Source organism: Streptomyces sp. W1SF4 (assembly GCF_003950035.1).
GTDB lineage: Bacteria > Actinomycetota > Actinomycetes > Streptomycetales > Streptomycetaceae > Streptomyces > Streptomyces racemochromogenes.
Genome location: NZ_CP034350.1, coordinates 4,256,102 through 4,280,170, shown reverse-complemented (window position 1 = coordinate 4,280,170; position 24,069 = coordinate 4,256,102). Strand labels below are relative to the sequence as shown.

Genomic DNA, 24,069 nt, shown 5'->3' with positions numbered 1-24,069 from the left:
ATGCAGTGGAAGATCCACGGAGAGCGTCCGATCTACGAGAACCAGTGGCTCGACCTCTGGTTCGCGGACGTGGAGACTCCTGACGGGAGCCGTTTCGAGCACCACGTGGTCAAGTTGAAGAACCTGGCCGTGGCGGCCGTGGTCAACGACCGGCGCGAGGTGCTGATGATGTGGCGCCACCGCTTCATCACCGACACCTGGGCCTGGGAGCTCCCGATGGGCCTGATCGAGCCGGGCGAGACGCCGGCCGAGGCAGCCGCCCGCGAGGTCCTCGAGGAGACGGGCTGGCGGCCGGGGCCGGTCAGGCCGCTCGTCTACGCCGAGCCGGCGGCCGGCATCACCGACTCCCGGCACCACCTGTTCCGCGCGGACGGCGCCACGTACGTGGGACCGCCGACCGAGAAGAACGAGTCCGACCGCGTCGAGTGGATCCCCCTGACGGAGATCCGGGGGATGATCGACCGCCGCGAGATCGTCAGCAGCGGCTGCCTGGTCCCCCTCCTCTACGTCCTCATGGACGAGGGCATCCGCTGACCGGCCCGGTCAGCCTCCGGTGCGGGCGGGAGCCGACCTCCGGGTGAGGGCTCGCCACCCGGATAATCCTCGGCCATGGGAAAGACTTACGAACGCATCGACGGCCGCCTGCGCGCCTTCATAGAGCAGCAGCCCGTCTTCTTCACCGCCACCGCCCCCCTCTCCGGCGACGGCACGGTCAACCTCTCCCCCAAGGGCCTCAAGGGCTCCTTCGCCGTGCTCGACGAACAGCGCGTCGCCTACCTCGACTTCGCCGGCAGCACCGCCGAGACCGTCGCGCACCTGCGGGAGAACGGCCGGATCACGGTGATGTGGTGCGCCTTCCAGGGGCCGCCCAACATCGTCCGGGTGCACGGGCGCGGGGAGCCCGTCTTCCGCGACGATCCGCGTTTCAAGGAGCTCCTCTCCCACTTCCCGGACATCGACCCGACCCAGCACGGCCTGCGGGCGATCATCGTCGTGACGGCCGAGCTCGTCCGGGACTCCTGCGGGTACGGGGTGCCGTTCATGTCGTACGACGAGGACCGCGACCTGCACGGCCGTCGTTTCGCGCGCGAGGACGACGCCTCGCTGAGCGCGTACTTCGCGAAGAAGGAGCACATCGCGCAGAGCATCGACGGCCTGCCGGGACTGCCGCTCCCCCTCCCGCCGGGCGACTTCTGAGGATCCCGCTCCGGCCGCCCCGCCACCCTCACGCGCCCACGCGCCCCACGCGCCCCAGCCGTGCCGGGCGCCCCCCTTCGGGGCGCTCGCGCCGGCGGGGTTCGCGCTCGGCGCGCCCCCGCGCGCGACCGGCGCGCCTGTCGCGCGCCGGGTGGAAGGGTGTCTGGTTATGGCTCCCGCGGTCGCCACGCGTGCATCATTGACGCGGGTAGTTCTTCATCCGAGTTTTCGTCTGCGACCGAAATCCTTCTGCTTCAACCCACATTCTGGCTGCGGAGGTTCGCGATGGCGGTACGGACACGCGTCCACCTCGTGCTGGTGCACGGCCTGTTCTCCTCAGCCAAGGTGTGGACGGCCTTCCACGCCCTCCTCACCACCGACCCCGAACTGGCCGACTGGGTCAGCGTCCACCTCTTCGAGTACGACTCCCCGCTCGTGCGCCTGCGCCCCGACCGGCGGGTCGCGGAGACCGACGACGTCGCCGACCTGCTCGGCACCTTCCTGGAGACCGAGCTCGCCGAGGCCGAGCGGATCGTGCTCGTCACCCACAGCCAGGGCGGACTGGTCGTGCAGCGGTTCCTCGCACGGAAGTTGTGGGTCGGCGAGGGGCGGGAGCTGTCACGGATCAAGCACTTCACGATGTTCGCCTGCCCCAACACCGGGTCCGGGTTCTTCCTCACCGTCCGCAGCTGGCTCAAGATCTGGAACAACCCCCAGGAGAAGCAGCTGCGCCCCTTCGACCGGGCCGTGACCGAAGCGCAGCGCACCGTCCTCAGTGCCGTGGTGCACGGGCGGGCGTACGGGGACCAGGAGTGTCCGATTCCGGTGCGCGCGTACGGGGGTTCCGCCGACGAGATCGTGCCACCCGTCGTCGCGCGCGGGGTGTTCCCCAAGGGCGGGGTGGTCACCGCCGACCACTTCTCCATCGTGCAGCCGGCCGACCGCTCCGCCGCCCCCTACCAGGCGGTCCGCGCCGCGCTGCGGGAGGCGGCGCAGGCGCCGGCGGAGGGGCCGCCGGACGGGGACGCGGACGGGGGCGGGCTGCGTGCGCCGCGTTCCGCCGCAGAGGCGGCCGGGCGGCCGTCGCTGCCGCCGCCCGCCGCCGGGGAGCTGGACCTGGCGCCGTTCCCGCCGCCGCCGTACGGGACGCTGGAGGAGGGCAAGCTGAAGGGGCAGGAGCGGCTGAGCCTGGTCGCGTCGCTGCTGTCGGAGCAGGCCCGCCAGCGGGTGCACGTGATCACCGGGCTGGGCGGGTCGGGCAAGACCCGGCTGGCGCTGGAGGTCGCCGACCGGGCGCAGCGGGCCGGGCGGCGGGTGTGGTGGGTGTCGATGCCGGAGCTGAGCCTGCGGATGCGGATGATCGCCCGGGACCTGGGGGCCCCGTCGATCACGGTGGACCGGGCGTGGCTGCTGGGGACGGCGATGGACCTGGTGTGGACGCTGCTGAACGGGTGTCCGGACCCGTGGGTGCTGATCTTCGTCAACGCCGACGACCCGGAGCGGCTCGGCCCCCGCGACGGCCCGGTCGCCGACGGGACCGGCTGGCTGCGCCGCCCGCAGAACGCGAACGGGACGGTGCTGGTCACCAGCCGGGTGCGCCGCCAGCAGACGTGGGGCGAGGGCGCCGCCCTGCACGACGTGGGACCGCTCGGCGAGGACGACGGGGCGTCGATGCTGCTGGAGCGGACGGGGGGCCTGGGCGGTACGAACGAGCAGGCGCGCCGGCTGTCGCGGCAGCTGGGCGGGCTGCCGCTGGCCCTGCGGCACGCCGCCGACGTGATCAGGGCGGTCAACGACAGCCACATCTCCCTGGACAGTGACATCCGGGACTTCGAGACCTTCGGCCGGGCGGTCGCGGCGCGGGTGGACTCCGCGCCGGGGCGGGCGGGCCCGGACCTGGGCGAGCTGCTGGGCCGGGAGAGCGTGGAGAAGGTCTGCGGGATAGCGATGGACCTGCTGAGCAGCCAGGGGCGGGCGGAGGCGGCGAGCCTGCTGAAGGTGTTCGCCTGCCTGAGCGTCGCGCCGGTCCCCTACCGGTGCCTGCTGGGCGATTCGCCGCTGTCGCAGTCCCCGCTGTTCCCGGGGATCACGCCGGCGCGCACGCACGCGGCGCTCGCGGGTCTGGAGGAGTTCGGGCTGGTGGACTTCTACGAGCGCGAGGGCGTCGCCGAGCGGGACCTGGCGCACGTGCTGACCCTGCACCCGGTGGTGCACGGGATGCTGCGCGAGGACCCTGGGGTGCGGGACCGGCCGGCGGACTACTACGGGCTGGCGGTGCGGATGGTGCTGCGGGCGACCCTCCACCGCAACCCCGACCATCCGGCGAACTGGCCGCTGTGGGCGGCGCTGGCCCCGCACGCGCTGGAGGTGTCCCGGGCGTGCCTGCTGGGTGAGCTGAAGCTGTCGGACCGTACGGTGCGGACGGAGGCGCTGGAGCTGGCGCGGCTGACGGCCCGCTACCTGATCGCGACGGGGCTGCTGGGGCCGGCGTACGACCTGGTGCTGCCGATGGTGGACCGCTGCGCCTCGTTCGGCTTCGACATCGACGACCGGGAGGTCCTGGGGCTGCGGCACGAGCAGGGCCGGATCCATCTGGACCGGGAGGAGCTGTCCGAGGCGGAGGAGGTGCTGTCGCGGGTGGTGCTGGCGCGGACCCGGATCCTGGGCGAGAACCACGCGGACACGCTGGCCAGCCGGCACAAGCTGGCGCGCGCGATCAACGAGCAGCAGGGGCGGGAGGCGGAGGCCGAGGAGATGCTGCGCTCGATCGTGGAGGCGGAGAACGAGGTGCGCGGCCGGGAGCACTACGACACGCTGGTGGTGCGCCACACGCTGGCCCGGACGATGCGCGCGCTGGGCCGGCACGCGGAGGCCGAGGCGGAGGCGTGGCAGATCCTGGACATCAGCCGGCGCAACCACTGGCCGCCGTCGACGCCGGAGATCCTGCGGGTGCGGGAGACGCTGACGCACGCGCTGCTGGACCAGGGGCGGGCATCGGAGGCGGAGCAGGTGATCCGGGAGGCCCTGCGGGACGCGGCGCAGCCGCCGGACTCCAACATGGTGATGCGGTTCCGCTACACGTTCGTCCTGGTGCTGCTGGGGATCGTGGGGCGTACCCCCGAAGCGGTGAACGAGCTGACGGCGCTGGTGCGCGACCTCACCCGGGTGGTGGCTCCGGAGCATCCGCTGTTGGTGCAGGCCAGGGCGCTTCTGCAGAAACTTCTGCGGGAACTGCCCGGGTGAAATCCCCTTCTTTTCATATCAGTTGGGCGGAACTCGCTCGGCTGAGGCGAGCTTGCGCGTAGCCTGACGTTGCCTCACCCTGTGTGACGCGTCCCACACCGAAACGCGCGGAGGTCCGCCGATGGCTGCTGTCCCGACCGATACGAACGACGACCAGTCCCTCAGATGGGGCGCTCCGGGCAGTGACCTGGAGCAGATGCAGGCGGAGGTCGGCCGGCGGATCGCGATGGAAGCGCTGGAGGCCGGGCGGCAGGCACTGGAGCTCGACGCGAAGACGGCGTTCCGCGCGACCAGCGGGACGCATCCCGGATAGGCGCCATTGGTTTCTGTTGTCTTTCCGACGCCGGGGGGCGATCGAATGACGTCAGGGCAATCCTCAGGGCGAACCACTCAGAGTGCGTTACCGGCTCCACCGCACGATCCCTTCTTCCGCGCCGTGACCGCGCCGGCGTTCACCCACGAGCTGCTCGCCGGGCTGGCCGCCGGGCGGTACGCGGCGGTCCGGGTCCCCTCCTTCCTGCCGCGCGAGCGGTGTGACGAGGTGCTCGGTGCGCTGCGGCAGCAGGTGTTCGACTCGTACGGGAAGGCCCGCGTCGATCCGCCGGTGATGCGGTTCGGGGTGGGCGTCAGCGACCACATGGCGGACGGCGGGGTCGCCGACACGTACTGGAAGGCACTGCAGGGGCACCACGAGTCCTGGCAGGGGCTGGGGCTGTCGTTCGATCCGTTCCGCACCTGCCGGGAGGCGCTGGCCGTGGCCTGGCCGGGCGGGGTGGCGGTGGGCCGCAGGGGCGGCGTGGAGATGGGCGACGGGGTGGCCCGGGAGCCGAACCAGGGGTTCCAGGTCCATTTCGACGACGCGCTGCGCGAGTACGAAGGAGACCTGCTCGACGAACCGCTGATCGGGCAGTTCGCGTTCAACCTGTACCTGAGCGTGCCGCCGGAGGGTGGTGAGACGGTGCTGTGGAGGCACCGCTGGCAACCCGAAGACGAGGCGCACCGGCTGTCGGCCCGGTACGGGTTCGACGAGTCGGTGGTGGCGGGTGCGGAGTCGATCGAGCTGGCTCCGGAGGTCGGCGAGGCGCTGCTGATCGATCCCCGGTTCTTCCACGCGGTCCGGCCCAGTCACGGGGACCGCAGGATCGCGCTGGGGTTCGCGGTGGGGATCGGCACGTCCGGGCGGCTGCTCACCTGGGCGTGACGGACCCGCGGTGCGGGCCCGCCGCCGTACCGGGAAGCGTCAACTCCCGTACCGGGAAACGCTTTTGACGACCGGTGACCGGGCCCGCTAGGTTCGGGTGATGGATCTCTTGCGCTACGTGGCCTTCAGCACCGACCCGCTGGGCGGGAACCCGGCGGGTGTGGTGCTGGACGCCACCGGCATCGACGAGGCGACGATGGCCGCGGTCGCGGCGGACGTCGGCTACTCGGAAACGGCGTTCGCCGTGCCCCGCCAGGACGGGGCGCTGGACATCCGGTACTTCAGCCCGCGGACGGAGGTGCCGTTCTGCGGGCACGCCACGATCGCGACGGCCGTGGCGTACGCGCAGCGGCACGGCGTCGGCGACCTGCTGCTGCACACGCAGGCGGGGCCGGTGCCGGTGACGACGTCGGCCGGCCCGGACGGCGGCGTCGTCGCGACGCTGGTGAGCGTGGAGCCGCGTACGGAGCCCCTGGCGGACGCCGATCTGGCGGAGCTGCTGGCGGCGCTGCGCTGGTCGGCGGAGGACCTCGATCCGGAGCTGCCGCCGCGGGCCGCGTACGCGGGGGCCTGGCATCCGGTGATCGCGGCGGCGAGCCGGGAGCGGCTCGCCGACCTGGACTACGACATGCCGGCGCTGAGCGGGCTGATGGCGCGCCGCGGCTGGACGACGATCACCCTGGTCCAGCGGGAGTCGGCGGACGTCTTCCACGCCCGCAACCCGTTCCCGCCCGGCGGGGTGGTCGAGGACCCGGCGACGGGTGCGGCCGCGGCGGCGTTCGGCGGGTACCTGCGGAGCCTGGGGCTGGTCGAACTGCCGGCCGTACTGACCGTCCACCAGGGTGTCGACATGGGCCGCCCGAGCCTGATCACGGTCGGGGTCCCGGCGGACCCGTCGGCCGGCATCGAGGTGACGGGCACAGCGGTCCCGATCGGCTAGGCCGTGTCTTTCGGATCTTGCCGGTTAAGCCCGCGTCTCCCCCAGCTACCGCTGGGAGGGGCCCCCAGGTGCCGTGCATCGGCGCGTTGGCGGGGCGCCCTTGTACTGGACGTACTCGGGTGCTCCGCCAACGCGGCGAGGTGCGGTGCCGGGCGGCGCGGGTCAGGCAAGATCCGGAAGACACGGCCTAGAGGCGGTCGGCCGTATGGGGGGCGACCTCCAGGACGACTTCGATCTCCACGGGGGCGTCCAGGGGGAGGATGTCCATCCCGACGGCGCTGCGGGCGTGGCGGCCCGCTTCGCCGAAGACCTCCACCAGGAGTTCGCTCGCCCCGTCGACCACTCCCGCCTGGCGGGTGAAGCCGGGCGCGGAGGAGACGTAGCCGACGACCTTCACCACCCGCACCACGGACTCCAGCGGGGCCACCGAGTCGGCGGCGGCCAGGGCCGCCAACGCGCACTGGCGGCTCAGTTCCCTGGCCCGTTCCGGGGAGACCTCGGCGCCGACCTTCCCGGTCAGGGTCAGCTCCCCGGCCGTCAGCGGGATCTGGCCGGCGACGAAGACGTGGATGCCGCTGCGGACGGCGGGTACGTAGGCCCCCTTGGGGGTGCTCACCTCCGGCAGCCGTAATCCGAGCTCGGCTAGCCTTTCGCGGACGTCAACGCTCATGGCACCCCCTGGTGACCTCGGCCCGACTCGGCGTCCTGCCTCGACGGCTCGCACCATCGTCCCACCGGACGCGGCCCGTTGGGGCGGGCTCCGCCCTTGTGGCCCCGGAGCGGGCGGCGATCTGCTACCAGTCCAGCCGGTCCAGCGGGCGGCCGTCGGGGGCGATGCGCAGGTCGTGGTGGCCGTGGTCGAGGTCGATGATGCGGACGTGGTCCGGGTCAGGCCAGTACGCCTCCAGTACGCCCTTGGTGAAGTCGAACTCCGGGTCGGGCCGGTACGCGGCGACCGGCCACCGGCGGGCCGTCGGGAAGGTCCCGGCGTCGACGTGGATCCGCCAGACCGGGTCGGTCAGCGCCGAGGTCTGCTCCACCACCAGCCGCCGGGCCGACCCGTCGGGTGCGGGGACGTCCCACTCCAGCAGGGGCTGCGGATCGGTGACCACCCCGTACGCGGGGACGGCGAGCCCCGCCAGGACCACCGCCAGGGCCAGCCCCGCCCCGGCCGCCCGGCGCAGCCGCGGGCGGCGCGAACGCAGCAGGGCGGCCCCCGCGAGCGCGAGGACCGCCAGGCCGCACAGCGCCAGGGGGTGGTCCAGGTCGGCCGCGAGGGCCGGGCCGCCGGGGTGTGCGTACAGCGGGGCGGCGACCGCGGTGGCGGCGGCGGCCCCGGCGAGGGCCACCAGCCCCCACGCGGCGGCTCTGGGCGTGTTCATGACCCCGCACCCTAGCCGCGGGCGGCTCACGCCGGCCGGTTGGCCCAGCTCCAGCCGCGCAGGCCGGGGGCGGCGAGGGCGCCGGCGAAGGCCGCGTGCGCCGCCTCCTCGGTGGTGCCGGGCGGCGGGGTCAGCCGCAGGGACACCGTCCCGCCGGGGAACTCGGGCGCGTAGCCCCAGTCCGCCGGAAGTAACGAGATCAGCCGCACGGCCGCCAGCTCCGGGGCGCCGCCCTCGGGGCCGCGGCCGTCCGGGGCGACGACGAAGTGGTACGTGGTGCCGCGCATCGGGGCCTCCTGGCAGGTCATCGGGGGCCCGGCGCGAGGAACGGCAGACCGGGGCCAGCATCGCCCAGCGCGGCCTCCACCGCGAGGAGCACACCGGCCGAACCCGTGGCGAGGTCGGCGGACAGGCGCAGGGTGTGGTCGCCGAAGAAGGCCAGGTGGCCGTCGCAGCGCACCGCGTGCCAGCCGAGGGCGTCCAGGTGCCGCCGGACCGCCCGGTCGGTGGCGGCGGAGCCGTCGTGGAGGTGGCGCAGGGCGAGCAGGGCGCCGGCCCGGCCGTGGAAGAGCCCGGCGTTGAGCATGAAGGACGGGCCGGCCTGCTCGCGCAGCGCTTCCCGGGCCCGGGCGAACTCCGGGTCGGGCAGCAGCCGCGCCGCCTCGTGGAGCACCATGGCGAGGCCGGCGCCGCCGAAGGCCAGGAAGGGCACCTTCCAGGCGGCGTCCTCGGAGCCCGCCGGGTCGGCGTCCTCGGACCAGCCCGCCTCCGCGAGGTCGTGGCGCAGCAACTCGGCCGCGACGTGGAGGTACTTGGGACCGCCGGTGGCTTCGTGCAGCCGGAGCATCAGCAGGGCCCCGCCGGCCGCGCCGCGCAGCAGCCCGGGCCGGGGCCGGCCGGCCGTCCCGCCCGGGGCCTGGTCGGCGATGAGCGCGGCGATCCGGGCGGCCTCGTCGGTGTCACCGAAGTGGAGGTGGGTCAGGCCGATGCCGGCGAGGCCCCCGAAGAGGCTGTGGTCGGCGTCCTCCAGCGGGGCCCGGCGGACCCGGTCCAGGACGGCGGCGGCCTCGTCGGCGCGGCCGAGCCGGTCCAGGGCGTAGGCGACGCCGCTGAGCCCGTCGTACAGACCGGGGCCCATGTCCGCGGCGCGGGCGGTGGCGTCCGTCAGCCAGGCCAGGTGCTCGTCGGCGGGGGCGTGCCCCAGCTCGGCGAGCGTCCACAGCACGCCGGCCGCGCCGTAGGCGAGGGTGGCTCCGCCGCCGGGTACGCAGAACTGCTCGACGTCGCCGGGGAAGAGCCGGTCCTCGCGCTGCGGGGTGGCGCTGGCCAGCAGGTCCTCGGCGAGGGCGGTGCGCAGCGCGGGCCAGTCGGCGGCGGTGGGGGCGGTCCACAGGGGTGCGGGGCCGGGGTCGGGGAGCTGTCCGGGGTGCGGGTCGGGGCCGAGGTCGGCGTGGACCTGCCCGGCGAAGCCGTCGGGGACCGGGAAGTGCTCGGTGACCAGGCCGATCAGCTGGTCGACCTTGGCGCGGGACCAGGTGGCCATGACCGTCAGCGGCAGGAAGACGCCGATCCGGATGCAGCCGAGGGCGTACCGGTCGACGGCGGTGCCCGTGTAGCCGGCGGGGGCGCGGAAGCCGGGGGCGCCGATGGCCTGCGCGGACTCGTCCTCGACGGGGGTGGCGGTCTCCAGGTCGATGAAGGAGATCGTGTCGTCGGGCCGGACCAGGATGTTGTTGGGGTGCAGGTCGCCGAAGACGACGCCCTTGGCGTGCATGGCCTCGACGCCCCGCTCGACCTGGTCGACGATCTTCAGGGCCCAGTCGGCGTACGCGTCGTACGCGCCTTCGGTGCGGTCGTCGTTGACGAGCGGGTTGCGGCTGAGGAGCTCGCGGGCGAGGGGCTTGCCGTCGACGTACGCGCGGGCCAGGAACCAGTGTTCGTTGCCCTTGCGGTAGTCGACGACCGGCGGGATGCAGTCGAGTCCGGCGAGCTTGTCCAGGGCCCAGTGCTCGTGCTGGAGGCGGGTCACGGCGTCGGCGCCGTCCTCGTCGAGGCCGGCCAGCGGGCGGGCCTCCTTCAGCAGGACGGTGCCGCCGTCGCGGGTGTCGGTGGCCTGGTAGACGCCGCCGCCGTTGGAGAAGTGCAGGGCCTTGGTGGCGCGGAACGGGAAGTCCTGGAGGGTGGCGGCGTTGCGGGCGGCGAGGGCCTCGCCGAGGAAGGCGGGCAGTTCGACCCAGGACGGCGGCCGGAAGGACGGGCCGCGCACGTCGGGGACCAGCCGGCCCTCGGGGTCCTCGATGCAGTGCACGAGCTCGCCGGTCTCGGAGCGGCCGAGCCGGGAGACGAAGCCGCCGTAGCGGACGTAGAGCGGGCCGGAGCGCCAGCGCAGGTCGCTGAGGATGGTGGGGCCGGCCTCCCCGTCGAGGAGGTCGCCGAGTCCGCGCAGGATCCGCTCCAGCTGCGCCTCGTCGCCGGGGTAGATGGTGAAGAACTTGCCGCTGCTGCCGCGGTCGCCGTACTTGCTGTTGCGCATCTTGAGGATGCCGGCGCTGCGGATGAACTTGAAGGTGACGCGTTCGGCGACGCAGAAGTCCCAGACGAGGTCGAGGACGCGGTCGGCGTTCTCCAGGGTGGCCGACACGTGGATCTTCCAGCCCTGGCCGGGGAGGACGGTGCCGGGCGGGGTCATCAGCAGCCAGTGGGTGTTGTCGTTGCGCGTCCAGCCCTCGGGGAGGGGGCCGGTCACCGCCGGGAAGACGCTGGCGTCGGCGGCGGCGGTGGCCGGTACGTCGTAGAACGGATTGCCGGGCTGGCAGTAGTTCATGTAGCGGAGGTCCATGGTGCACTCCGTTCGTGACAGGAGGGACGGGAAGGGCGGGAGGTAAGGAAAAGGGGAGGCTTACCGGCGCCAGAGCGGGGCGACGTACTTCACGTACAGCCACTCCCCCAGCGGGAGTTCGCCCAGGTCGACCCGGGCGGCTCCGACGGGGTCGGCGGGGGCCCGGCCGACGGTCAGCGGGAGGCTGACGACGGGCATGCGCACCGGGGTGGCGGCGACGGGGAAGAAGGCCGACATGGGTGCGGTGGTCTCGGTGCGGGCCGTCGCGGCGACGTTCGCTGCGCCGGTCTCCTCGCGGGTCATCAGTCCGGCCCGGTAGAAGCGGACGTCGGAGCCGGGGCGGACGGCGGACAGGTCGGCGGTGTCCGGCAGGACCAGCTCGACGCGGCCGCCGTCGTGGGCGACGTATCCGGCGGCGACGGTGTACGGCGCCTTGACGAGGACCAGCGCGGCCCCGGCGGCCCCGGTGAGGAGCACGGCCGCGGCGATGACCCGCCACAGCGGGGCGCCGGCGGCGCGGCCCTCGGTGGTGAGCTTGGCGAAGCCGAGGCCGAGGCGGTAGACGAGGTAGCAGACGACCATCAGGACGGTGCTGGTGCCGACGGCTCCGAGCCGCTGGAGCAGGTCCGACCAGAGGGTCAGGGCACCGGCGATGACGTAGAGGGGGAAGGCCATGCAGGCCAGTCCGAAGGCGACCGCCCAGCGTCGGCCTGCCAGTTCCCGTGCGTAGCCTCGGCCGCCGAAGAGGATCCGGGCGAGGAAGCGGCGGGCGTCGGTCATGGCCCGGTCGCGCAGGTGCGGGACGTCGAGGTGGCTCATCAGGGCGATGTAGCCGTCGAGCTTCACGAAGGGCAGCAGGTTGACGACGCCGCTGGTGTAGGTGGCGACGGCGAAGACGAGGACGGCGTCGCGCAGGTCCGAGGGGCTCAGGAACAGGGCGCTCAGGGCGGCGGCCCCGGCGATCACGGTCTGCGTGGCGATGCCGGCGAGGGCGACGCGGACGCGCTGTTCCTTGCGGGAGAGCCGCCAGCCGTCGGAGACGTCGCAGAAGAACGCGGGCGACATGTAGAAGAGCATGAAGCCCATCCGGCTGGGCCGGCCGCCGTAGTACGTGAGGACCGCGCCGTGGCCGACCTCGTGGACGGCGGTGGTGGCCAGGACTCCGGCCATCACGCCGAAGTAGGCGTAGAAGGGGAGCGGCCTGCCGAGCGCGGCGTCGACCTCGGGGGTGAGCAGGGCGAGGGCGAGGATCCCGCCGAGGACGAACAGGGCGGCGACGGCGGCCGAGGTGCGTCCGGCGAGGAGGCGGATCACGGGGGCGAGGCGGGCGAGGACCCGCTCGGGGTGCAGCACCGTGAACTGGAGGGTCATCGGCGGCACGAAGCGGAACCAGGTGCTTCGGCGTTCGGCGGGCTTGCCGTCGTCGAGGACCTTGGAGTCGGCGAGCTTGTGCACGGCGGTGCCGACGTGCTGCGCGGTCCACGGCGGGCCGAGGACCTCGGCGAGGCCGTCGTGGTCGAGGGTGCCGTCCATGGCCCGGACCAGGCGCGCCATGTCGGGCTGGAGGCGGAAGTGCTGGTGGTTGCCGCGCTGGAGGACCCAGGGGGCGCCGCTCTCGATGGGCTCGTGGATCTCCACGTTGGCGGCGATGCGGGGGCGTTCCAGGAGGGCGGGGTCCCAGCCGTCCGCGGCGGAGGCGGCCGGCTGGGGGGCGGCCGGGGCGGGGGCCGCCTTCCGGATGAGCGTCTTGGTGGACATGTCGGGATCACCCTTGGATGACGTCGCGGGAGAGCAGCAGCTGCCGGGCGGCGGTCCCGGCGGCGGCGAGCCAGCCGGCGAGGACCAGGAGCGCGAGCGGTACGGAGAGCAGCTCGGGCTTGCCGTCGAGGTAGACGGAGCTCATCGCGATGGTGGGCAGGTAGGCGGCGGCCTTCGGGGCGAGTTCCTGCAGGCCCGGCTCGACGAGGAGGGTGAGGGCGATGACGGTGAGGACGGTGGCGAGCTGGTTGCGCAGGATCCAGCCGAGGAGCGCGCCCCAGGGGGCGGCGATCACGTTGACGGTGACGACGCCGAGGACGATGCGGGTGGTGTGGCCGGTCCAGTCGCCGTCGTAGCCGAAGTGGCCGGGGAGGGTGAACGCGCACAGCACGGCGAGGGCGGCGGCGAGCAGGCCGCCCAGGAGTCCGGCGGCGGTGGCGACGAGGGCCTTGGCGGACAGCAGCCGCAGCCGGCCGCCGCTGAGGAGGACCGAGCGGGCGATGGCGCCGGTGTTGTACTCGCGGGTGACGAGGATGGCGCCGAACACGGCGGACATCAGGAAGGTCATCATCCACGCCTGGGCCATGTCGTCGGTGACGGCGGCGGCGGTGGACGTGCCCAGCGCGATGGCCTCGTCGCCGGTGGAGGCGTACCCGAAGCAGGTGAGGAGGGACATGAAGGTCCCTGCGGTGGCGAGGATCAGCCAGGTGCGGCCGGTCCAGGCCTTCATCCACTCGCCGGCGAGGACGTTACGCATGGGTCAGCCTTTCGGTGCGCGCGGCGGTCTCGGCGTCCCCGTCCACCAGCGAGAAGAAGCGGTCTTCGAGGCGCTGGGCGCCGTCGGAGGTGAGCTCGGCGAGGGAGCCGGCGAAGCGCAGGGTGCGCTGGATGACGACGACGTCGTCGACGGTCTGCTCGACCTCGGCGAGGAGGTGGCTGGAGACCAGGACGGTGCGGCCTTCGGCGGCCAGGGCGCGCAGGGTGTCGCGCAGCCAGCGGATGCCGTCGGGGTCGAGGCCGTTGGCGGGCTCGTCCAGGACGAGGAGTTCGGGGTCGGCGAGCAGGGCGGTGGCGAGGGCCAGGCGCTGCTTCATGCCGGTGGAGTAGCCCTTGGCTGGGCGGTCGGCGGCGTCGGTGAGGCCGACGCGGTCGAGGACCTCGTCGACGCGGGCGCGGGAGACGCCGAGGGTGCGGGCCCAGATCCGCAGGTCGCGGCGGCCGGAGGCGCCGGGGGTGGGGCCGATGCCGTCCATGCAGACGCCGACGCGGCGGGCGGCGTCGGGGAGTTCGGTGTAGGGGTGGCCGAAGACGGTGGCGGTGCCGGAGGTGGGGCGGACCAGGCCGAGGAGCATGCGCAGGGAGGTGGACTTGCCGGCGCCGTTGCGGCCGAGCAGTCCGGTCACCCGGCCGGGGCGGACCTCGAAGGTCACGTCCTGCACGGCGGTGAACGGGCCGAACTCCTTGGTGAGGCCCGAGGCGCGGACGACGCCGGCGGCGCTCATCGCTTGCCCGCGGCGACGTTGGCGCCGACCTTGGCGGCGCAGGCGACGAGACCGAGGCCGATGACGCTCATGACGGCGACGAGTGCGGCTCCGGTCAGCTGTGCGTTGGCGACGGCCAGTGCCAGCGCGAGCAGCGCGGCGGTCGTCCCCAGCTGTCCGTTCGTCCCCTTGCGGGGGTTCTCCTTCGGCATGTTGGCTCCCTCTTCCTTCCGCTCTGTGCGTGTGGTGCGTGTGGTGCGTGAGGGGGTGCGGGGGCCCGCGGCGGTGGCGGCTGCCACCGCCACGGGACCAAGTCACCCTGGGGGACCGGGAGTCCGGTCCGCTGTGATCTCGGCGGCCGCGCGGGCCGCCGGGGGGATCAGGTGGCGAGCGTGGCGCTCGCGACGGCGATGCCGCTGATGACGACGCCCTGCTTGAAGCCGGACCAGAAGCCCGGGGCCTCCATGGCTTCCAGCTCCTGCATGCCGAGCTCCAGGTTCTCGGTGGCGATGTCCTGCTTCACGATGTCCTGCATGGGGTTCTCCTGTTTCCGTGGGTGTTTCTCTGGTGGGTGGAAGGCGTACCGCCGTGCGCGGTACGGGCTTCTCAGGTGGCGATGATGGCCGCGGAGGCGACGTACGAGCCGTAGCCCGCCGCGGAGGCGACGACGACACCGGCGCTGACGCCGATACCGGTCCACCAGCCCGGGGCCTCCATGGCCTCCAGCTCCTGCATGCCGAGCTCCAGGGCGGGGAAGGCGTCGGTCGCGAGGTTGTCCTGCATGGGTTGTTCTCCTTTTCCGTGGGTGTTTTCTCTGGTGGGTGGAAGGCGTACCGCCGTGCGCGGTACGGGCTTCTCAGGTGGCGATGATGGCCGCGGAGGCGACGTACGAGCCGTAGCCCGCCGCGGAGGCGACGACCACGCCGGCGCTGACGCCGATACCGGTCCACCAGCCCGGGGCCTCCATGGCCTCCAGCTCCTGCATGCCGAGCTCCAGGGCGGGGAAGGCGTCGATCGCGAGGTTGTCCTGCATGGGTCGTTCTCCTTTTCCGTGTGGGTCGATCAGGGCGTGCTCTGTGCGTGGGACGTGTGATCCCGTCCGCTCCTCGCGGCGGTGTGCTCGCGGGTGCGGAAGTCTTGGTGGTTCAGGCCGCGGCGGCGTCGGCCAGCAGGCCGTACACGTCGTCGGTGCGCAGGCCGCCGAGCATCGGCAGTCCGGCGCCCCAGGCGCGGACGGTGCGGTGCGCGATCTCGGCGAGCCGGTCGGGGCCCGCGTCGATGCCGCGGTGGATCCCCCAGGAGTCGGTGAGGGCTTCGATGCCCGCCGCCGGGTCCGCGGGGAGGTTTTCGGGGTCGGTGGCCCGCAGCCGGGACCACAGGCGGTGCAGCCGGCCGGCGGAGCCGAGCCGTGCCTCGCCGGCGGAGATCGCCCGCCACAGGTGCGGCAGGATCGCCGCGACCGCGGTCATCTTGCGCACTCCGAGGGCGGAGGACAGCTCGTTGGCGATGAGCCAGCCCTTGACCGCGTACAGGTCGCGGCCGAGGTGGGCCCATTCGGCGTGGCTGAGGCCGCTGAGCTTGGCGATCTCCAGCCGCAGCCGGTCGTCGGTGGGGCGGCCGGCGCGGCGCGCGTCGCGCACCTCGTGTCCCAGCAGCACCAGCCGTTCGGCGATGGTCTCCACCAGGGCGTCCTCGGTGGGCAGGTCCCCGTGGTCGCCGACGTACGGGCTGACCACGCGGTGGAGTGCTTCGAGGACTCCTTCGGCGACGAGTTCGTCGTCGAGGGTGGCGGTGGCGACCGGGTCGAGGACGGCTGCCCTGGGCCGCAGTGCGGTGCCCATCACCAGCCGTTTGCCGTGGCCGGGGTAGCCGAGGCAGGCGACTCCGCTGGACTCGGTGCCGGTGCCGACCGTGGTGGGTACGGCGACCAGCGGGAGTCCGCGCCGGGTGGTGTGGCCGAGGACCAGGAGTCCGCTGCGCTGCGGCACCGTGAGGCGGGCGTACGCGTCGGGGTTGGTCCGGATCAGGGCGGCCAGCTTGGCCTGGTCGAGGAGGGAGCCGCCGCCGATGCCGACGAGCAGTTCGGCGTCCGCGACCCGGCCGGCGAGCGCGGCGACGGAGTCCAGGTCGCCGGGGCCGGACAGTTCCAGCACCGTGGTCTCGTAGCGGTCCCCGGCGAGCAGGGCCCGTACCCGGCCGGTGACCGGGGCGGTGGCGACCGCGGCGTCCACGAGGACGGTGATCCGCCGCTCGGGGCGTCCGGTGAACCAGGCGCCCAGGCTGTCGCAGCCGATCAGCTGCTGTGCCGGGGCGTGCCAGCCGGCGCTCACGCCAGGGCCTCGGCCGCCGGGGCGGCGGTCCGCGCCAGGTGGAGGTCGAGTCCGGCGGTGACGGCGGCGAGGAGTTCGGTGAGTTCGGCGTCGGTGTAGGTGAGGGCGGGGAAGAGCTGGATGCCGTTCACCCCGGGGTGGACGATGGCGCCGGCGTCGCGGATGGCCCGGACCAGGGCGTGGACCTGGTCCTGCGGGAAGGGGGTGCCGTCCGGGTCGCACAGCCGGACCGAGCGGAAGCAGCCGAGGCCGGTGGTGGCGGCGATCCGGGGGTGGTGGGCGACGAGTGCGCCGAGTTCGGTGTCGAGGCGCTGCGCCAGGCGCCGGCCGAGGGCGACCGCGTCGAGGCGGCGCATCTCGTCGAGGGTGGCGGTGATGGTGGCGCAGGTGACGGGGGTGCCGGCCTGGGTCTCGCCGTGGGTGAGCATGGCGCCGGCGTCGGTGAAGGCCCGTGCCACCTGGCGGGAGGCGATGACGACGGCGGCGGCGCTGGTGCCGTTGGTGAGTCCCTTGGAGGAGACGAGCAGGTCGGGCTGTTCGGCCCACTGCTGGGAGGCGAAGAGGCTGCCGGTGCGGCCGAAGCCGGTGGCGACCTCGTCGGCGACCAGCAGGAATCCGTGTTCGCGGCGCAGCCGCAGCAGTTCGGCGAGGTACTCCTCGGTGAGGGGTACGGCTCCGCTGCCGAGGACGGGTTCGACGACGACGGCGGCGATCTGGGCGCCCTGGCGGGCCATGAGCGCGTTCAGCTCGGCCGGGTCGTTGGGGGCGACGTGGCGGACGAACCGCTGGTCGACGCCGTACAGCTGCTGGCCGAGGTCGTCGCCGGTGAGGGCGAAGCTGCCGAAGGTCAGGCCGTGGTAGCTGCCGCGCAGGCCGACGACGACCTTGCGGCGGGGTTCGTCGCGCAGGGCGTGGTAGTGCCGGGCGACCTTCATGACGAGGTCGTTGGCGGCGCCGCCGGAGGTGGAGAACAGCACCCGGCCGTAGTGGGCGGGGCCGGCCGCTTCGACGAGGGCCTCGGCGGCGCGGCGGGCGTGGGTGTTCTCGTAGCGGAAGACGGAGAGGTACGAGGCTTCGCGGAGGGCTTCGGCGGCGGCCGCGGCGATGGCCTCGTTGCCGTAGCCGATGTTGGTGTTCCACAGGCCGCTGGAGCCGTCGACGAGTTCACGGCCGTCGGCGAAGCGGACGCGTACGCCGTGCGCGGAGACGGCGCAGGTGTCGTCGCGGCCCTGGTCCTGGGGGGCGGTCAGGGACGGCCACAGCGGGTGGTGGCCGGGGGGCGTGGTGGTGGTGTCGTTCACGGGGTCACCTCCGTTTCGAGGAGTACGTCGTGGTGGCGCTCGCCGACGGCGGGCAGCGGGTGGCGGGAGCGGACGGAGAACCCGGCGGCGGCCAGTTCGGCCTCCAGGAGTTCGGCGGGCAGGACGCCGATGGTGGTGGTGCACACCTGGACGGGGCCTTCGTCGCCGGGTGCGCCGGGGCCGGCGGGGAAGAGGGTGACGGTGCGGCTGCCGGAGTCGGGCGTCCAGTGTTCGAAGAGGCGGTAGGCGCGTCCGCTGTCGGTCACGATCTCCATGTCGACCTCGGCGGGGCCCTCACCGGTGGCGGCCATGTCGACCGTCGAGAGCAGGAACCGGCCGCCGGGCTCCAGGTGTTCGCGGACGGCCCGGTAGAGGCCGGTGCGGCCCTCGGCGTCGAGCAGGGAGATGGTGGTGGTGCCCAGCACGATCGCGCCGAAGCGGCGGCCGAGGTCAAAGGCGCTCATGTCGGCCCGGACGGGCAGGCAGCGTGCGCGCAGTGCGGGCGGGGCGGCGGCGAGGCGCTGGTCGAGCAGCTCCAGCATGTAGGAGGAGAGTTCGAGGGCGGTGACCTGGCGGCCCAGGGCGAGCAGGGGCAGGGTGAGGCGTCCGGAGCCGGCGGCCAGGTCGAGGACGTCGCCGGGGATGCGGCGGACGAGGGCGAGCAGCTCGCGCACCTCGTGGGTGCCGGTGCCGGCGAGGTCGTGGTAGACGGTCGCGCCGACGGCGTCGTACAGGTCGCACAGGACGGCCCGGTCGCCGAGGGAGGCGAGGAGCTCGCCGGCGCGTCCGGGGACGTCGGCGGAGGTGGGGACGCGGTGGCCCGCGTCGGACATCGGCTTGGTGATCGTCATCGTCGTCATGGCGGTCAGTGCCCCGCCGTCACGAGCCGGGCGGACCGCAGGGTGACCCCGGCGTCCTCGAAGTAGGCGGCGACCTGCTCCAGGGCCGCCCGGTCGGCGTAGGAGGCGCCCGCCTCCACCGAACCGGCGACGAGGAGCACCTCGGCGAGGCCGGCGGCGACCGGGTCGAGGCCGAAGGTGCGCCCGCTCGCCGGGTCGTGGACGAAGGCGTCCTCGCCGGACCACAGCAGCAGCGGCAGCCGTGCGTCGGTGGTGTCCGCGGCGGCGTCGGCGGGGACGGAGGCCGCGGCGGCGTTCAGCCGGCCGCCGAACCCGGAGACCCGTACGTCGGCGGCCAGGCCGCGGGCCCGCAGGTCGCGGACGGCGGAGACGGCGGCGAGGTAGCGGGCCAGCCAGGGGCGTTCCGCGGCCGGTCCGCCGTCGGTGCCGGCGGCGGCGTCGAGGAGCCAGCGGGTGTCGAGCTGCTCCAGGGTGTCCTCGCCCAGGACGCCGAGCCGGGCGCCGCCGGGGGCGGTGGACAGGACGCCGTCCTGGTCGGCGTAGAGGCGGCAGCGGGGGCCGTCGCCGGCCGGGCCCGCGCCGAGTGCGGGCAGGTCGGCGAGCTGGATGACGGGGTTGGTGAGGAAGTCGGGGAAGGCGCCGGTCTGCCGGGCCTGGTCGGCGTCGGCGAGGTAGGCGTCGAGGTCCATGTCGTCGGCGACGCGGATCAGCGTCGGACCGACCACGGACATGTAGGCGCTGACGCCGTAGTTCTGGATCTGGAGGTAGAAGTCCGTGCCGAGGGCGCATTCCAGGCCGGGTTCGCTCAGCGAACCCTCGTAGCCGGCGACGACGGGGCCGTCCGGAATTCCCGCGTCCGGGGTGTGGCCGGGGGCGAACACCACCGAGTGCGGTCCTACGAGGTCGGAGCCGAGCAGCGTGGAAAGGTGGTCCGGATTCTCCAGGACGACCGTCGCGGAGCCCGTCGCGGAAAGCTCCGCCCCCGGCTTTCCGGTACCCCAGAGCATCAGATGCCGTTTGATTCCCGCCATGACTCCCCCTTCAAGGAATGCGAAGCAATGTGAAGCGATGTGCAGTGGTGTGAAGCGATGTGCAGTGGTGTGAAGTGATTCGGGGCACGCCGGGCCGGGGCCCGGCCGTGCTGCGGCCGGACCCGGAGATTCCGGGGTCAGGCCAGGGCGGACAGAATCGTCCTGAGTTCTTCGGAGGCCGCCTGCGGGCCGTAGCAATTGGCCACGCCGGTGACGTTCAGGACGACTTCGTCGACGCCCGCCTCCTCGTACTCCTTCAGCTGGGCGAGGAGTTCCGTGGTGTCGCCGCTGAGGAATCCGCGCCCTTCGACGAGGGCGCGCGCGTCCAGCTCCCGGTCCGTGCCGGTGATGCCGATCCCGGACTTGCGCAGCATGTCGACGTAGTGCGGCAGTCCCAGGTGCGCGGAGTTGCTGGCCAGCGCGATCTCGCCGGCCGTGCGGTCCTTCCTGGCGAGCGCCAGCGGCACCATCGCCGTCAGCCTGGGCACCGGCCGGCCGGCCTTGGCCGCGCCCTCGCGCAGCGCCGGCAGGACGGTGTCCCGCAGGTAGGCGGCCGGGGTCAGCCAGGTGATCGCCACGTCGGCGACCTCTCCGGCGAGCCGGGCCATGGCGGGCCGCAGCACGCCCAGGCCGATCTCCACCGGAGCGGAGGGGAAGGGCGCGAGCTGCGCGTCACAGGTGACGTAGTCGCCGTCGATCGTGACGTGTTCCCCGGCCAGCAGGCCGCGCACGGCCGTCAGGTACTCGCGGGCCGCGGTCAGGGGACTGCGGTACGGGGCCCCGCGCAGGGCCTGCTGAAGGGAGGGCGCCCCGGGGCCGAAGCCGGCGGTGACCGGCTGCCCGGTGGCCAGGGCCAGCGAGCGGGCCTGGAGGGCGGCCTCGTAGGGGTGGCGCAGCGGCATGAGCGTGACGCCCAGGCCGGTGGGGACCCGGAAGCCGGCTCCCGCGGCGTGGACGAACCCGTGGTGGGGTTCGACCATCAGGGACTGTCCCTGCCAGAGCCGGTGCGCCCGGGTCCAGTGGACGAGGCCGGCGTAGGGGAGGATCTGTTCGGGCCGGGTCGGCAGGAACGGTATGAGTACCGAGTGGGTGGTCATGGTGTGGCTCCCTTCTTCCTTCCTCGTCTTCTGTTCCGTGGCCGGGGTGTGTCCCGCCGTTAAATCCAGTCGAACGTTTCGCGCCGGTCGACGGGGAGCTTCACCTTGGGTGCGCACTTCGTGATGTCGAGGTCGTCGAGTTCCACGACGGAGAGGAAGCAGCGGGCCCTGTCGGCCGCCTGACCGGACGCGGTGAGCTGGTCCTGGGCCGGCGGGTGGATGAAAGGCCCGGAGAAGGTCAGTCCGGCCGCGACCGCGAATCCCGCGGCGAGCGAGGCGATTCGGATGCGTCCGCCGAGCTGGTTCTTCTTCATCGTTTCCCCCTGTGTGGATCGCCGTTGTTCCGACATGGAGAAGACTGCCGTTCGGTGGACCGGCTTTCGAGCGTTTCCGGACGCAGCTTCCTGCGTCGGTGCGTGCAACAAGCTGCACGACGAGCTGCGCGGACGCGGGAACCAAGAGCGGTAGGAACGCTTCCGTTACCCATGGTCAGCCGGTGTCCGCGTTCGTATGATCAGCCCACCGTGCTGACCACACGGGGCACCATCACAAGGGGGAACCATGCGCGCCGGAAGCCTCATCCACTTGGGGATGTCAGCCGAGGACGAAGACCTGTACAGATGCCTGCTCCGCCTCACGGAGGGCACGCCCCCCGTACTGGCGGAGCACCTCGGGGCGCCGCTGGACGAGGTGGAGGAGTGGCTGGCCCGGCTGGAGGCGATGGAGCTGACCTCCCTGGCCGACAACGGCAGCATCCGGCCGGCCCCGCCCGCGATTGCCGTGCAGCGGCTGATCGACCTGCGGCTGCGGGAACTCCAGGAGGAGCTGCGGCGGGTGGCCGCCGAGCAGCGGGTGGTGGAGTCGCTGCTGGCGGAACGGGACGCGGTACGCCCGGCCGTGCGCGAGGCGTCGCAGCGGCCGCCCATCGAGCGGGTGGAGGGCACGCCCAACGTCCGGGCGGTGATCGACGAGCTGACCTTCTTCACCCGGGAGGAGGGGCTGACCACGCAGCCGCACGGGGCGCTGAGCGCGGCCAGCATCGAGGCGTCCCGGCCGCTGGACGCCCGGATCCTGCGGCGGGGCATCAAGATGCGGACGATCATGCGCCCGGCGGCGGTGGAGGACGCGCCGACGCTGGCCTACCTCCAGGAGATCTCGGCGATGGGGGCGGACATCCGGATCTCGGACAAGCCGCTGGAGCGGATGCTGGTCTTCGACCGGGCGGCTGCCCTGACGCCGATCGACCCGCAGAACCCGCGGCTGGGGGCCCTGGTGATCCGCGAGACGGGCCTCGTCGCCAACCTGGTGTCGCTGTTCGAGCGGATGTGGTCGGACTCGGTGCCGCTGGCGGAGGCCGTCGCGGCCCGGCAGGGCCCCGAGGGCGGGCTGAGCGAGATCGAGCGCAAGGTGCTGGCCACCATGTACCAGGCGGAGAAGGACGAGACGGGGGCCCGCGAGGTCGGCGTGTCGGTCCGGACGTACCGCAAGTACGTGGCGGACCTGATGCAGCGCCTCGGAGCGACGAACCGCTTCCAGGCGGCCCTCCTGGCCCGCGACCACGGCTGGATCTGAGCCCCCGGCCCGGACCCGGCCGCGTACCTCTTAGCCTGGGCGGCATGACGAACGACGGCAGCAGCGACGAGTTCCACGAGGTCCTGCACTCCCTGCGGGTGTGGGACGTCCCGCTTCCCGGCTTCGACCCGGCGGACGCCCCCGGCACGCCGGTGGAGCTGTTCCGGGAGTGGTTCGTGCACGCCGCGCGGGCGGGGCAGGCGGAGCCGCACACGATGGGGCTGGCGACGGTGGACTCAGGGGGGCGGCCCGACGTGCGCGTGCTGATGCTGCACGACGCCGACGAGCGGGGCTGGCACTTCGCCTCGCACTCCACGAGCGCCAAGGGCCGCCAGCTGGCCGGCCGGGCCGACGCGGCACTGGTCTTCTACTGGCCGGCGGTGGCCCGGCAGGTGCGGGTCCGGGGCCGGGTCGTGGCGTGCGGGGCCGCGGAGAGCCGGGCGGACCTGGCGGTGCGCTCGCGCGGGGCGCTGGCGGCCGCGCTGACCGGCCGGCAGAGCGAGGTGCTGGGCTCCGCCGAGGAGCTGGCGCGGGCCTCGGCGGCGGCGTGGGAGCGGGCGGGGTCCGAGCCGGACGCGCCGGCGCCGACCTGGACCCGGTACGTACTGGAGCCCGCCGAGGCGGAGTTCTTCCAGGGCGACGCCGCGCGCCGACACGTCCGCCTGCGCTACCGCCGGGCCGACGGGGGTGACGGCTGGGTCCGGGAGCTGCTCTGGCCCTGAGCCGCGTACCGGGGCGGACGCGCCCCGGGCCGGGTTCGTGTCGGGTGGAGGTGTGGGGGGGGGTTGGGGCGTATGGGAACGCTGGTCGCGTCGGACGTCGTCGGGGCGCGCGAGGACAGGTTCGACTGGTTCTGCGAGACCGTGTCGAGCCACGTGATGCCCGTCCTGCTCAGCAGCCGGCACACGGCCGACTTCCGGGCGGACATCACGGAGGTGGACCTCGGCGCGGTGCGCCTGTCCGCCATGACCTGCTCACCGGTGCGTTCGCGCCGCACCATGACCCACGTCCGGCAGGGCGATCCCGAGCACCTCCAGCTGGCGCTCCTGACCCGGGGCGCCCTCCGCATCTCCCAGCGGGGCAACGAGTCGGTGGTCTCGGGCGGACTCGTGCTCACCGACACCTCACGGCCGAGCGAGGCGGCCTGCGCGGACGAGACGCTCACGTCGGTGGTGCTGCAGATCCCCCGGCAGGCCCTGCCGCTCGGCGCGGACCGCCTCGACGGCCTCCTCGCACGGAACCTGCCCGCGGACAGCGGTTCCGGAGCGGTCGTCGCCGACTTCATGAGGTCGCTGCTCGCGCGCGCCCCGCACTGCCGTCCGGAGGAGCTGCGCGGGCTGGGGGCCGTCACCCTCGACCTGGCCACCGCGTTCCTCGCGGGGCAGCTCGGGGAACCCGGCGCGACGCCCGCCGAGGCCCGTGCGCGGGAGACGCTCCAGCGGATCCACCGCTTCATCGAGCACAACCTCGGCGACCCGGACCTGACCCCGCGCCTGATCGCGGACCGGCACAACATGTCGCTGCGGGGACTGCACGCCCTCTTCGCCGGCCAGCCCCTGACCCTCGCGGCGCACATCCGCCGGTCCCGGCTGGAACGCGCCCGCACCGACCTCGCCCGCGCGGAGCTCGGCGGCCATCCCGTCCAGGCGATAGCGGCTCGCTGGGGTTTCACCAGCGCCACGGGATTCAGCCGGGCGTTCCGCGAGGTGTACGGACTCACGCCGACCGAGCACCGTGCGCTCTCGCTGGGCGCCGCACCGCACGCAGAGCACAGGAACCCGGCACGCCACGCACACCAACTCGTGCCGCCCGCGCCTAGATTCACCTGCGGATGACG

At 73.5% G+C, this 24,069-nt stretch carries 26 protein-coding genes; 9 read left to right on the top strand and 17 right to left on the bottom strand.

Features of this window, described 5'->3' with window-relative positions; genetic code table 11:
• From D1J60_RS19995 to D1J60_RS19970, 6 genes are all read left to right on the top strand, one after another.
• Entirely contained in the window at positions 1 to 534 is a 534-nt protein-coding gene (locus D1J60_RS19995) for an NUDIX hydrolase (RefSeq protein WP_125822018.1), read from the top strand.
• A gap of 75 nt (positions 535 to 609) precedes the next feature.
• The gene (locus D1J60_RS19990) at positions 610 to 1,197 is read left to right on the top strand and encodes a pyridoxamine 5'-phosphate oxidase family protein (protein WP_125602350.1); all 588 of its coding nucleotides are present in this window, start codon (positions 610 to 612) and stop codon (positions 1,195 to 1,197) included.
• A 285-nt stretch (positions 1,198 to 1,482) separates the two neighbouring features.
• Positions 1,483 to 4,440, top strand: a complete 2,958-nt coding sequence (locus D1J60_RS19985) for an alpha/beta fold hydrolase (RefSeq protein WP_125822017.1) — start codon at positions 1,483 to 1,485, stop codon at positions 4,438 to 4,440.
• Positions 4,441 to 4,561: 121 nt separating this feature from the next.
• Positions 4,562 to 4,753 (top strand): hypothetical protein, encoded by a 192-nt coding sequence (locus D1J60_RS19980; RefSeq protein ID WP_125602356.1) that lies wholly within the window; start codon positions 4,562 to 4,564, stop codon positions 4,751 to 4,753.
• 123 nt (positions 4,754 to 4,876) lie between these two features.
• The gene (locus D1J60_RS19975) at positions 4,877 to 5,641 is read left to right on the top strand and encodes a proline hydroxylase (protein ID WP_241253331.1); all 765 of its coding nucleotides are present in this window, start codon (positions 4,877 to 4,879) and stop codon (positions 5,639 to 5,641) included.
• Positions 5,642 to 5,741: 100 nt separating this feature from the next.
• Positions 5,742 to 6,581, top strand: coding sequence for a PhzF family phenazine biosynthesis isomerase (locus D1J60_RS19970; RefSeq protein WP_125602362.1), 840 nt, complete (start codon positions 5,742 to 5,744; stop codon positions 6,579 to 6,581).
• Positions 6,582 to 6,768: 187 nt separating this feature from the next.
• Here D1J60_RS19970 and D1J60_RS19965 read toward each other — a convergent pair whose 3' ends face one another.
• The 17 genes from D1J60_RS19965 to D1J60_RS19900 form a co-directional block, all read right to left on the bottom strand.
• Positions 6,769 to 7,251, bottom strand: a complete 483-nt coding sequence (locus D1J60_RS19965) for a RidA family protein (RefSeq protein ID WP_125602365.1) — start codon at positions 7,249 to 7,251, stop codon at positions 6,769 to 6,771.
• 124 nt (positions 7,252 to 7,375) lie between these two features.
• Positions 7,376 to 7,963: a hypothetical protein gene (locus D1J60_RS19960; RefSeq protein ID WP_125822015.1), complete on the bottom strand. Its 588-nt coding sequence runs from the start codon at positions 7,961 to 7,963 to the stop codon at positions 7,376 to 7,378.
• 26 nt (positions 7,964 to 7,989) lie between these two features.
• Positions 7,990 to 8,250, bottom strand: a complete 261-nt coding sequence (locus D1J60_RS19955; protein WP_125602370.1) for a hypothetical protein — start codon at positions 8,248 to 8,250, stop codon at positions 7,990 to 7,992.
• 17 nt (positions 8,251 to 8,267) lie between these two features.
• Positions 8,268 to 10,802: a class III lanthionine synthetase LanKC gene (gene lanKC / locus D1J60_RS19950; protein WP_125822014.1), complete on the bottom strand. Its 2,535-nt coding sequence runs from the start codon at positions 10,800 to 10,802 to the stop codon at positions 8,268 to 8,270.
• Positions 10,803 to 10,862: 60 nt separating this feature from the next.
• Positions 10,863 to 12,560, bottom strand: coding sequence for a daptide biosynthesis intramembrane metalloprotease (mpaP, locus tag D1J60_RS19945; RefSeq protein ID WP_206436542.1), 1,698 nt, complete (start codon positions 12,558 to 12,560; stop codon positions 10,863 to 10,865).
• 7 nt (positions 12,561 to 12,567) lie between these two features.
• The gene (locus D1J60_RS19940; protein ID WP_125822013.1) at positions 12,568 to 13,317 is read right to left on the bottom strand and encodes an ABC transporter permease; all 750 of its coding nucleotides are present in this window, start codon (positions 13,315 to 13,317) and stop codon (positions 12,568 to 12,570) included.
• Positions 13,310 to 14,062, bottom strand: coding sequence for an ATP-binding cassette domain-containing protein (locus D1J60_RS19935; RefSeq protein WP_042801454.1), 753 nt, complete (start codon positions 14,060 to 14,062; stop codon positions 13,310 to 13,312). Before D1J60_RS19935 ends, D1J60_RS19940 begins: the two co-directional genes overlap by 8 nt.
• On the bottom strand, positions 14,059 to 14,253 hold the full coding sequence (locus D1J60_RS19930) for a hypothetical protein (protein WP_042801453.1): 195 nt from the start codon (positions 14,251 to 14,253) through the stop codon (positions 14,059 to 14,061). The genes D1J60_RS19935 and D1J60_RS19930 overlap by 4 nt, the downstream gene beginning before the upstream one ends.
• A gap of 167 nt (positions 14,254 to 14,420) precedes the next feature.
• Entirely contained in the window at positions 14,421 to 14,576 is a 156-nt protein-coding gene (locus D1J60_RS37355; protein ID WP_164720929.1) for a daptide-type RiPP, read from the bottom strand.
• 71 nt (positions 14,577 to 14,647) lie between these two features.
• Positions 14,648 to 14,824, bottom strand: coding sequence for a daptide-type RiPP (locus D1J60_RS37350; RefSeq protein ID WP_164720928.1), 177 nt, complete (start codon positions 14,822 to 14,824; stop codon positions 14,648 to 14,650).
• Positions 14,825 to 14,897: 73 nt separating this feature from the next.
• Entirely contained in the window at positions 14,898 to 15,074 is a 177-nt protein-coding gene (locus D1J60_RS37345; protein WP_164720927.1) for a daptide-type RiPP, read from the bottom strand.
• Between the two features lie 112 nt (positions 15,075 to 15,186).
• Positions 15,187 to 16,371, bottom strand: coding sequence for a daptide-type RiPP biosynthesis dehydogenase (mpaC, locus tag D1J60_RS19925; RefSeq protein ID WP_125822012.1), 1,185 nt, complete (start codon positions 16,369 to 16,371; stop codon positions 15,187 to 15,189).
• Positions 16,368 to 17,672 (bottom strand): daptide-type RiPP biosynthesis aminotransferase, encoded by a 1,305-nt coding sequence (gene mpaD, locus D1J60_RS19920; RefSeq protein WP_125822011.1) that lies wholly within the window; start codon positions 17,670 to 17,672, stop codon positions 16,368 to 16,370. Before mpaD ends, mpaC begins: the two co-directional genes overlap by 4 nt.
• Positions 17,669 to 18,532: a daptide-type RiPP biosynthesis methyltransferase gene (gene mpaM, locus D1J60_RS19915; RefSeq protein WP_125822010.1), complete on the bottom strand. Its 864-nt coding sequence runs from the start codon at positions 18,530 to 18,532 to the stop codon at positions 17,669 to 17,671. Before mpaM ends, mpaD begins: the two co-directional genes overlap by 4 nt.
• 5 nt (positions 18,533 to 18,537) lie before the next feature.
• Positions 18,538 to 19,563 (bottom strand): daptide biosynthesis RiPP recognition protein, encoded by a 1,026-nt coding sequence (gene mpaB / locus D1J60_RS19910; protein WP_185899474.1) that lies wholly within the window; start codon positions 19,561 to 19,563, stop codon positions 18,538 to 18,540.
• 137 nt (positions 19,564 to 19,700) lie between these two features.
• Positions 19,701 to 20,660 carry an LLM class flavin-dependent oxidoreductase gene (locus tag D1J60_RS19905; protein WP_125822009.1) on the bottom strand — a complete coding sequence of 320 codons (960 nt, stop codon included), beginning with the start codon at positions 20,658 to 20,660 and terminating at the stop codon, positions 19,701 to 19,703.
• A gap of 59 nt (positions 20,661 to 20,719) precedes the next feature.
• Positions 20,720 to 20,974: a hypothetical protein gene (locus D1J60_RS19900; protein ID WP_125822008.1), complete on the bottom strand. Its 255-nt coding sequence runs from the start codon at positions 20,972 to 20,974 to the stop codon at positions 20,720 to 20,722.
• Between the two features lie 247 nt (positions 20,975 to 21,221).
• On the opposite strand from D1J60_RS19900, the gene D1J60_RS19895 reads away from it, so the two are divergent.
• The 3 genes from D1J60_RS19895 to D1J60_RS19885 all read left to right on the top strand — a co-directional run bounded on the left by D1J60_RS19895 (position 21,222) and on the right by D1J60_RS19885 (position 24,067).
• The gene (locus tag D1J60_RS19895) at positions 21,222 to 22,232 is read left to right on the top strand and encodes a LuxR C-terminal-related transcriptional regulator (RefSeq protein ID WP_125597374.1); all 1,011 of its coding nucleotides are present in this window, start codon (positions 21,222 to 21,224) and stop codon (positions 22,230 to 22,232) included.
• Between the two features lie 44 nt (positions 22,233 to 22,276).
• On the top strand, positions 22,277 to 22,954 hold the full coding sequence (locus D1J60_RS19890; protein ID WP_125822007.1) for a pyridoxal 5'-phosphate synthase: 678 nt from the start codon (positions 22,277 to 22,279) through the stop codon (positions 22,952 to 22,954).
• Between the two features lie 72 nt (positions 22,955 to 23,026).
• A complete protein-coding gene (locus tag D1J60_RS19885) occupies positions 23,027 to 24,067 on the top strand; it encodes a helix-turn-helix domain-containing protein (protein WP_125822006.1) in 1,041 nt (346 codons plus the stop codon).
• Positions 24,068 to 24,069: the final 2 nt, after the last annotated feature.

Bases quoted from the DNA above. Each gene is read 5' to 3' on its own strand.
- D1J60_RS19990 (WP_125602350.1), top strand. From the start codon at position 610: ATGGGAAAGACTTACGAACGCATCGACGGCCGCCTGCGCGCCTTCATA.
- mpaP (WP_206436542.1), bottom strand. From the start codon at position 12,560: ATGTCCACCAAGACGCTCATCCGGAAGGCGGCCCCCGCCCCGGCCGCC.
- D1J60_RS19965 (WP_125602365.1), bottom strand. From the start codon at position 7,251: ATGAGCGTTGACGTCCGCGAAAGGCTAGCCGAGCTCGGATTACGGCTG.
- D1J60_RS19980 (WP_125602356.1), top strand. From the start codon at position 4,562: ATGGCTGCTGTCCCGACCGATACGAACGACGACCAGTCCCTCAGATGG.
- D1J60_RS19985 (WP_125822017.1), top strand. From the start codon at position 1,483: ATGGCGGTACGGACACGCGTCCACCTCGTGCTGGTGCACGGCCTGTTC.
- D1J60_RS19970 (WP_125602362.1), top strand. From the start codon at position 5,742: ATGGATCTCTTGCGCTACGTGGCCTTCAGCACCGACCCGCTGGGCGGG.
- D1J60_RS37355 (WP_164720929.1), bottom strand. From the start codon at position 14,576: ATGCAGGACATCGTGAAGCAGGACATCGCCACCGAGAACCTGGAGCTC.
- D1J60_RS37350 (WP_164720928.1), bottom strand. From the start codon at position 14,824: ATGCAGGACAACCTCGCGACCGACGCCTTCCCCGCCCTGGAGCTCGGC.
- D1J60_RS19930 (WP_042801453.1), bottom strand. From the start codon at position 14,253: ATGCCGAAGGAGAACCCCCGCAAGGGGACGAACGGACAGCTGGGGACG.
- D1J60_RS19895 (WP_125597374.1), top strand. From the start codon at position 21,222: ATGCGCGCCGGAAGCCTCATCCACTTGGGGATGTCAGCCGAGGACGAA.
- mpaB (WP_185899474.1), bottom strand. From the start codon at position 19,563: ATGGCGGGAATCAAACGGCATCTGATGCTCTGGGGTACCGGAAAGCCG.
- D1J60_RS19900 (WP_125822008.1), bottom strand. From the start codon at position 20,974: ATGAAGAAGAACCAGCTCGGCGGACGCATCCGAATCGCCTCGCTCGCC.
- D1J60_RS19940 (WP_125822013.1), bottom strand. From the start codon at position 13,317: ATGCGTAACGTCCTCGCCGGCGAGTGGATGAAGGCCTGGACCGGCCGC.
- D1J60_RS19995 (WP_125822018.1), top strand. From the start codon at position 1: ATGCAGTGGAAGATCCACGGAGAGCGTCCGATCTACGAGAACCAGTGG.
- D1J60_RS19960 (WP_125822015.1), bottom strand. From the start codon at position 7,963: ATGAACACGCCCAGAGCCGCCGCGTGGGGGCTGGTGGCCCTCGCCGGG.
- D1J60_RS19935 (WP_042801454.1), bottom strand. From the start codon at position 14,062: ATGAGCGCCGCCGGCGTCGTCCGCGCCTCGGGCCTCACCAAGGAGTTC.
- lanKC (WP_125822014.1), bottom strand. From the start codon at position 10,802: ATGGACCTCCGCTACATGAACTACTGCCAGCCCGGCAATCCGTTCTAC.
- mpaM (WP_125822010.1), bottom strand. From the start codon at position 18,532: ATGACGACGATGACGATCACCAAGCCGATGTCCGACGCGGGCCACCGC.
- D1J60_RS19955 (WP_125602370.1), bottom strand. From the start codon at position 8,250: ATGCGCGGCACCACGTACCACTTCGTCGTCGCCCCGGACGGCCGCGGC.
- D1J60_RS19890 (WP_125822007.1), top strand. From the start codon at position 22,277: ATGACGAACGACGGCAGCAGCGACGAGTTCCACGAGGTCCTGCACTCC.
- D1J60_RS19905 (WP_125822009.1), bottom strand. From the start codon at position 20,660: ATGACCACCCACTCGGTACTCATACCGTTCCTGCCGACCCGGCCCGAA.
- D1J60_RS37345 (WP_164720927.1), bottom strand. From the start codon at position 15,074: ATGCAGGACAACCTCGCGATCGACGCCTTCCCCGCCCTGGAGCTCGGC.
- D1J60_RS19885 (WP_125822006.1), top strand. From the start codon at position 23,027: ATGGGAACGCTGGTCGCGTCGGACGTCGTCGGGGCGCGCGAGGACAGG.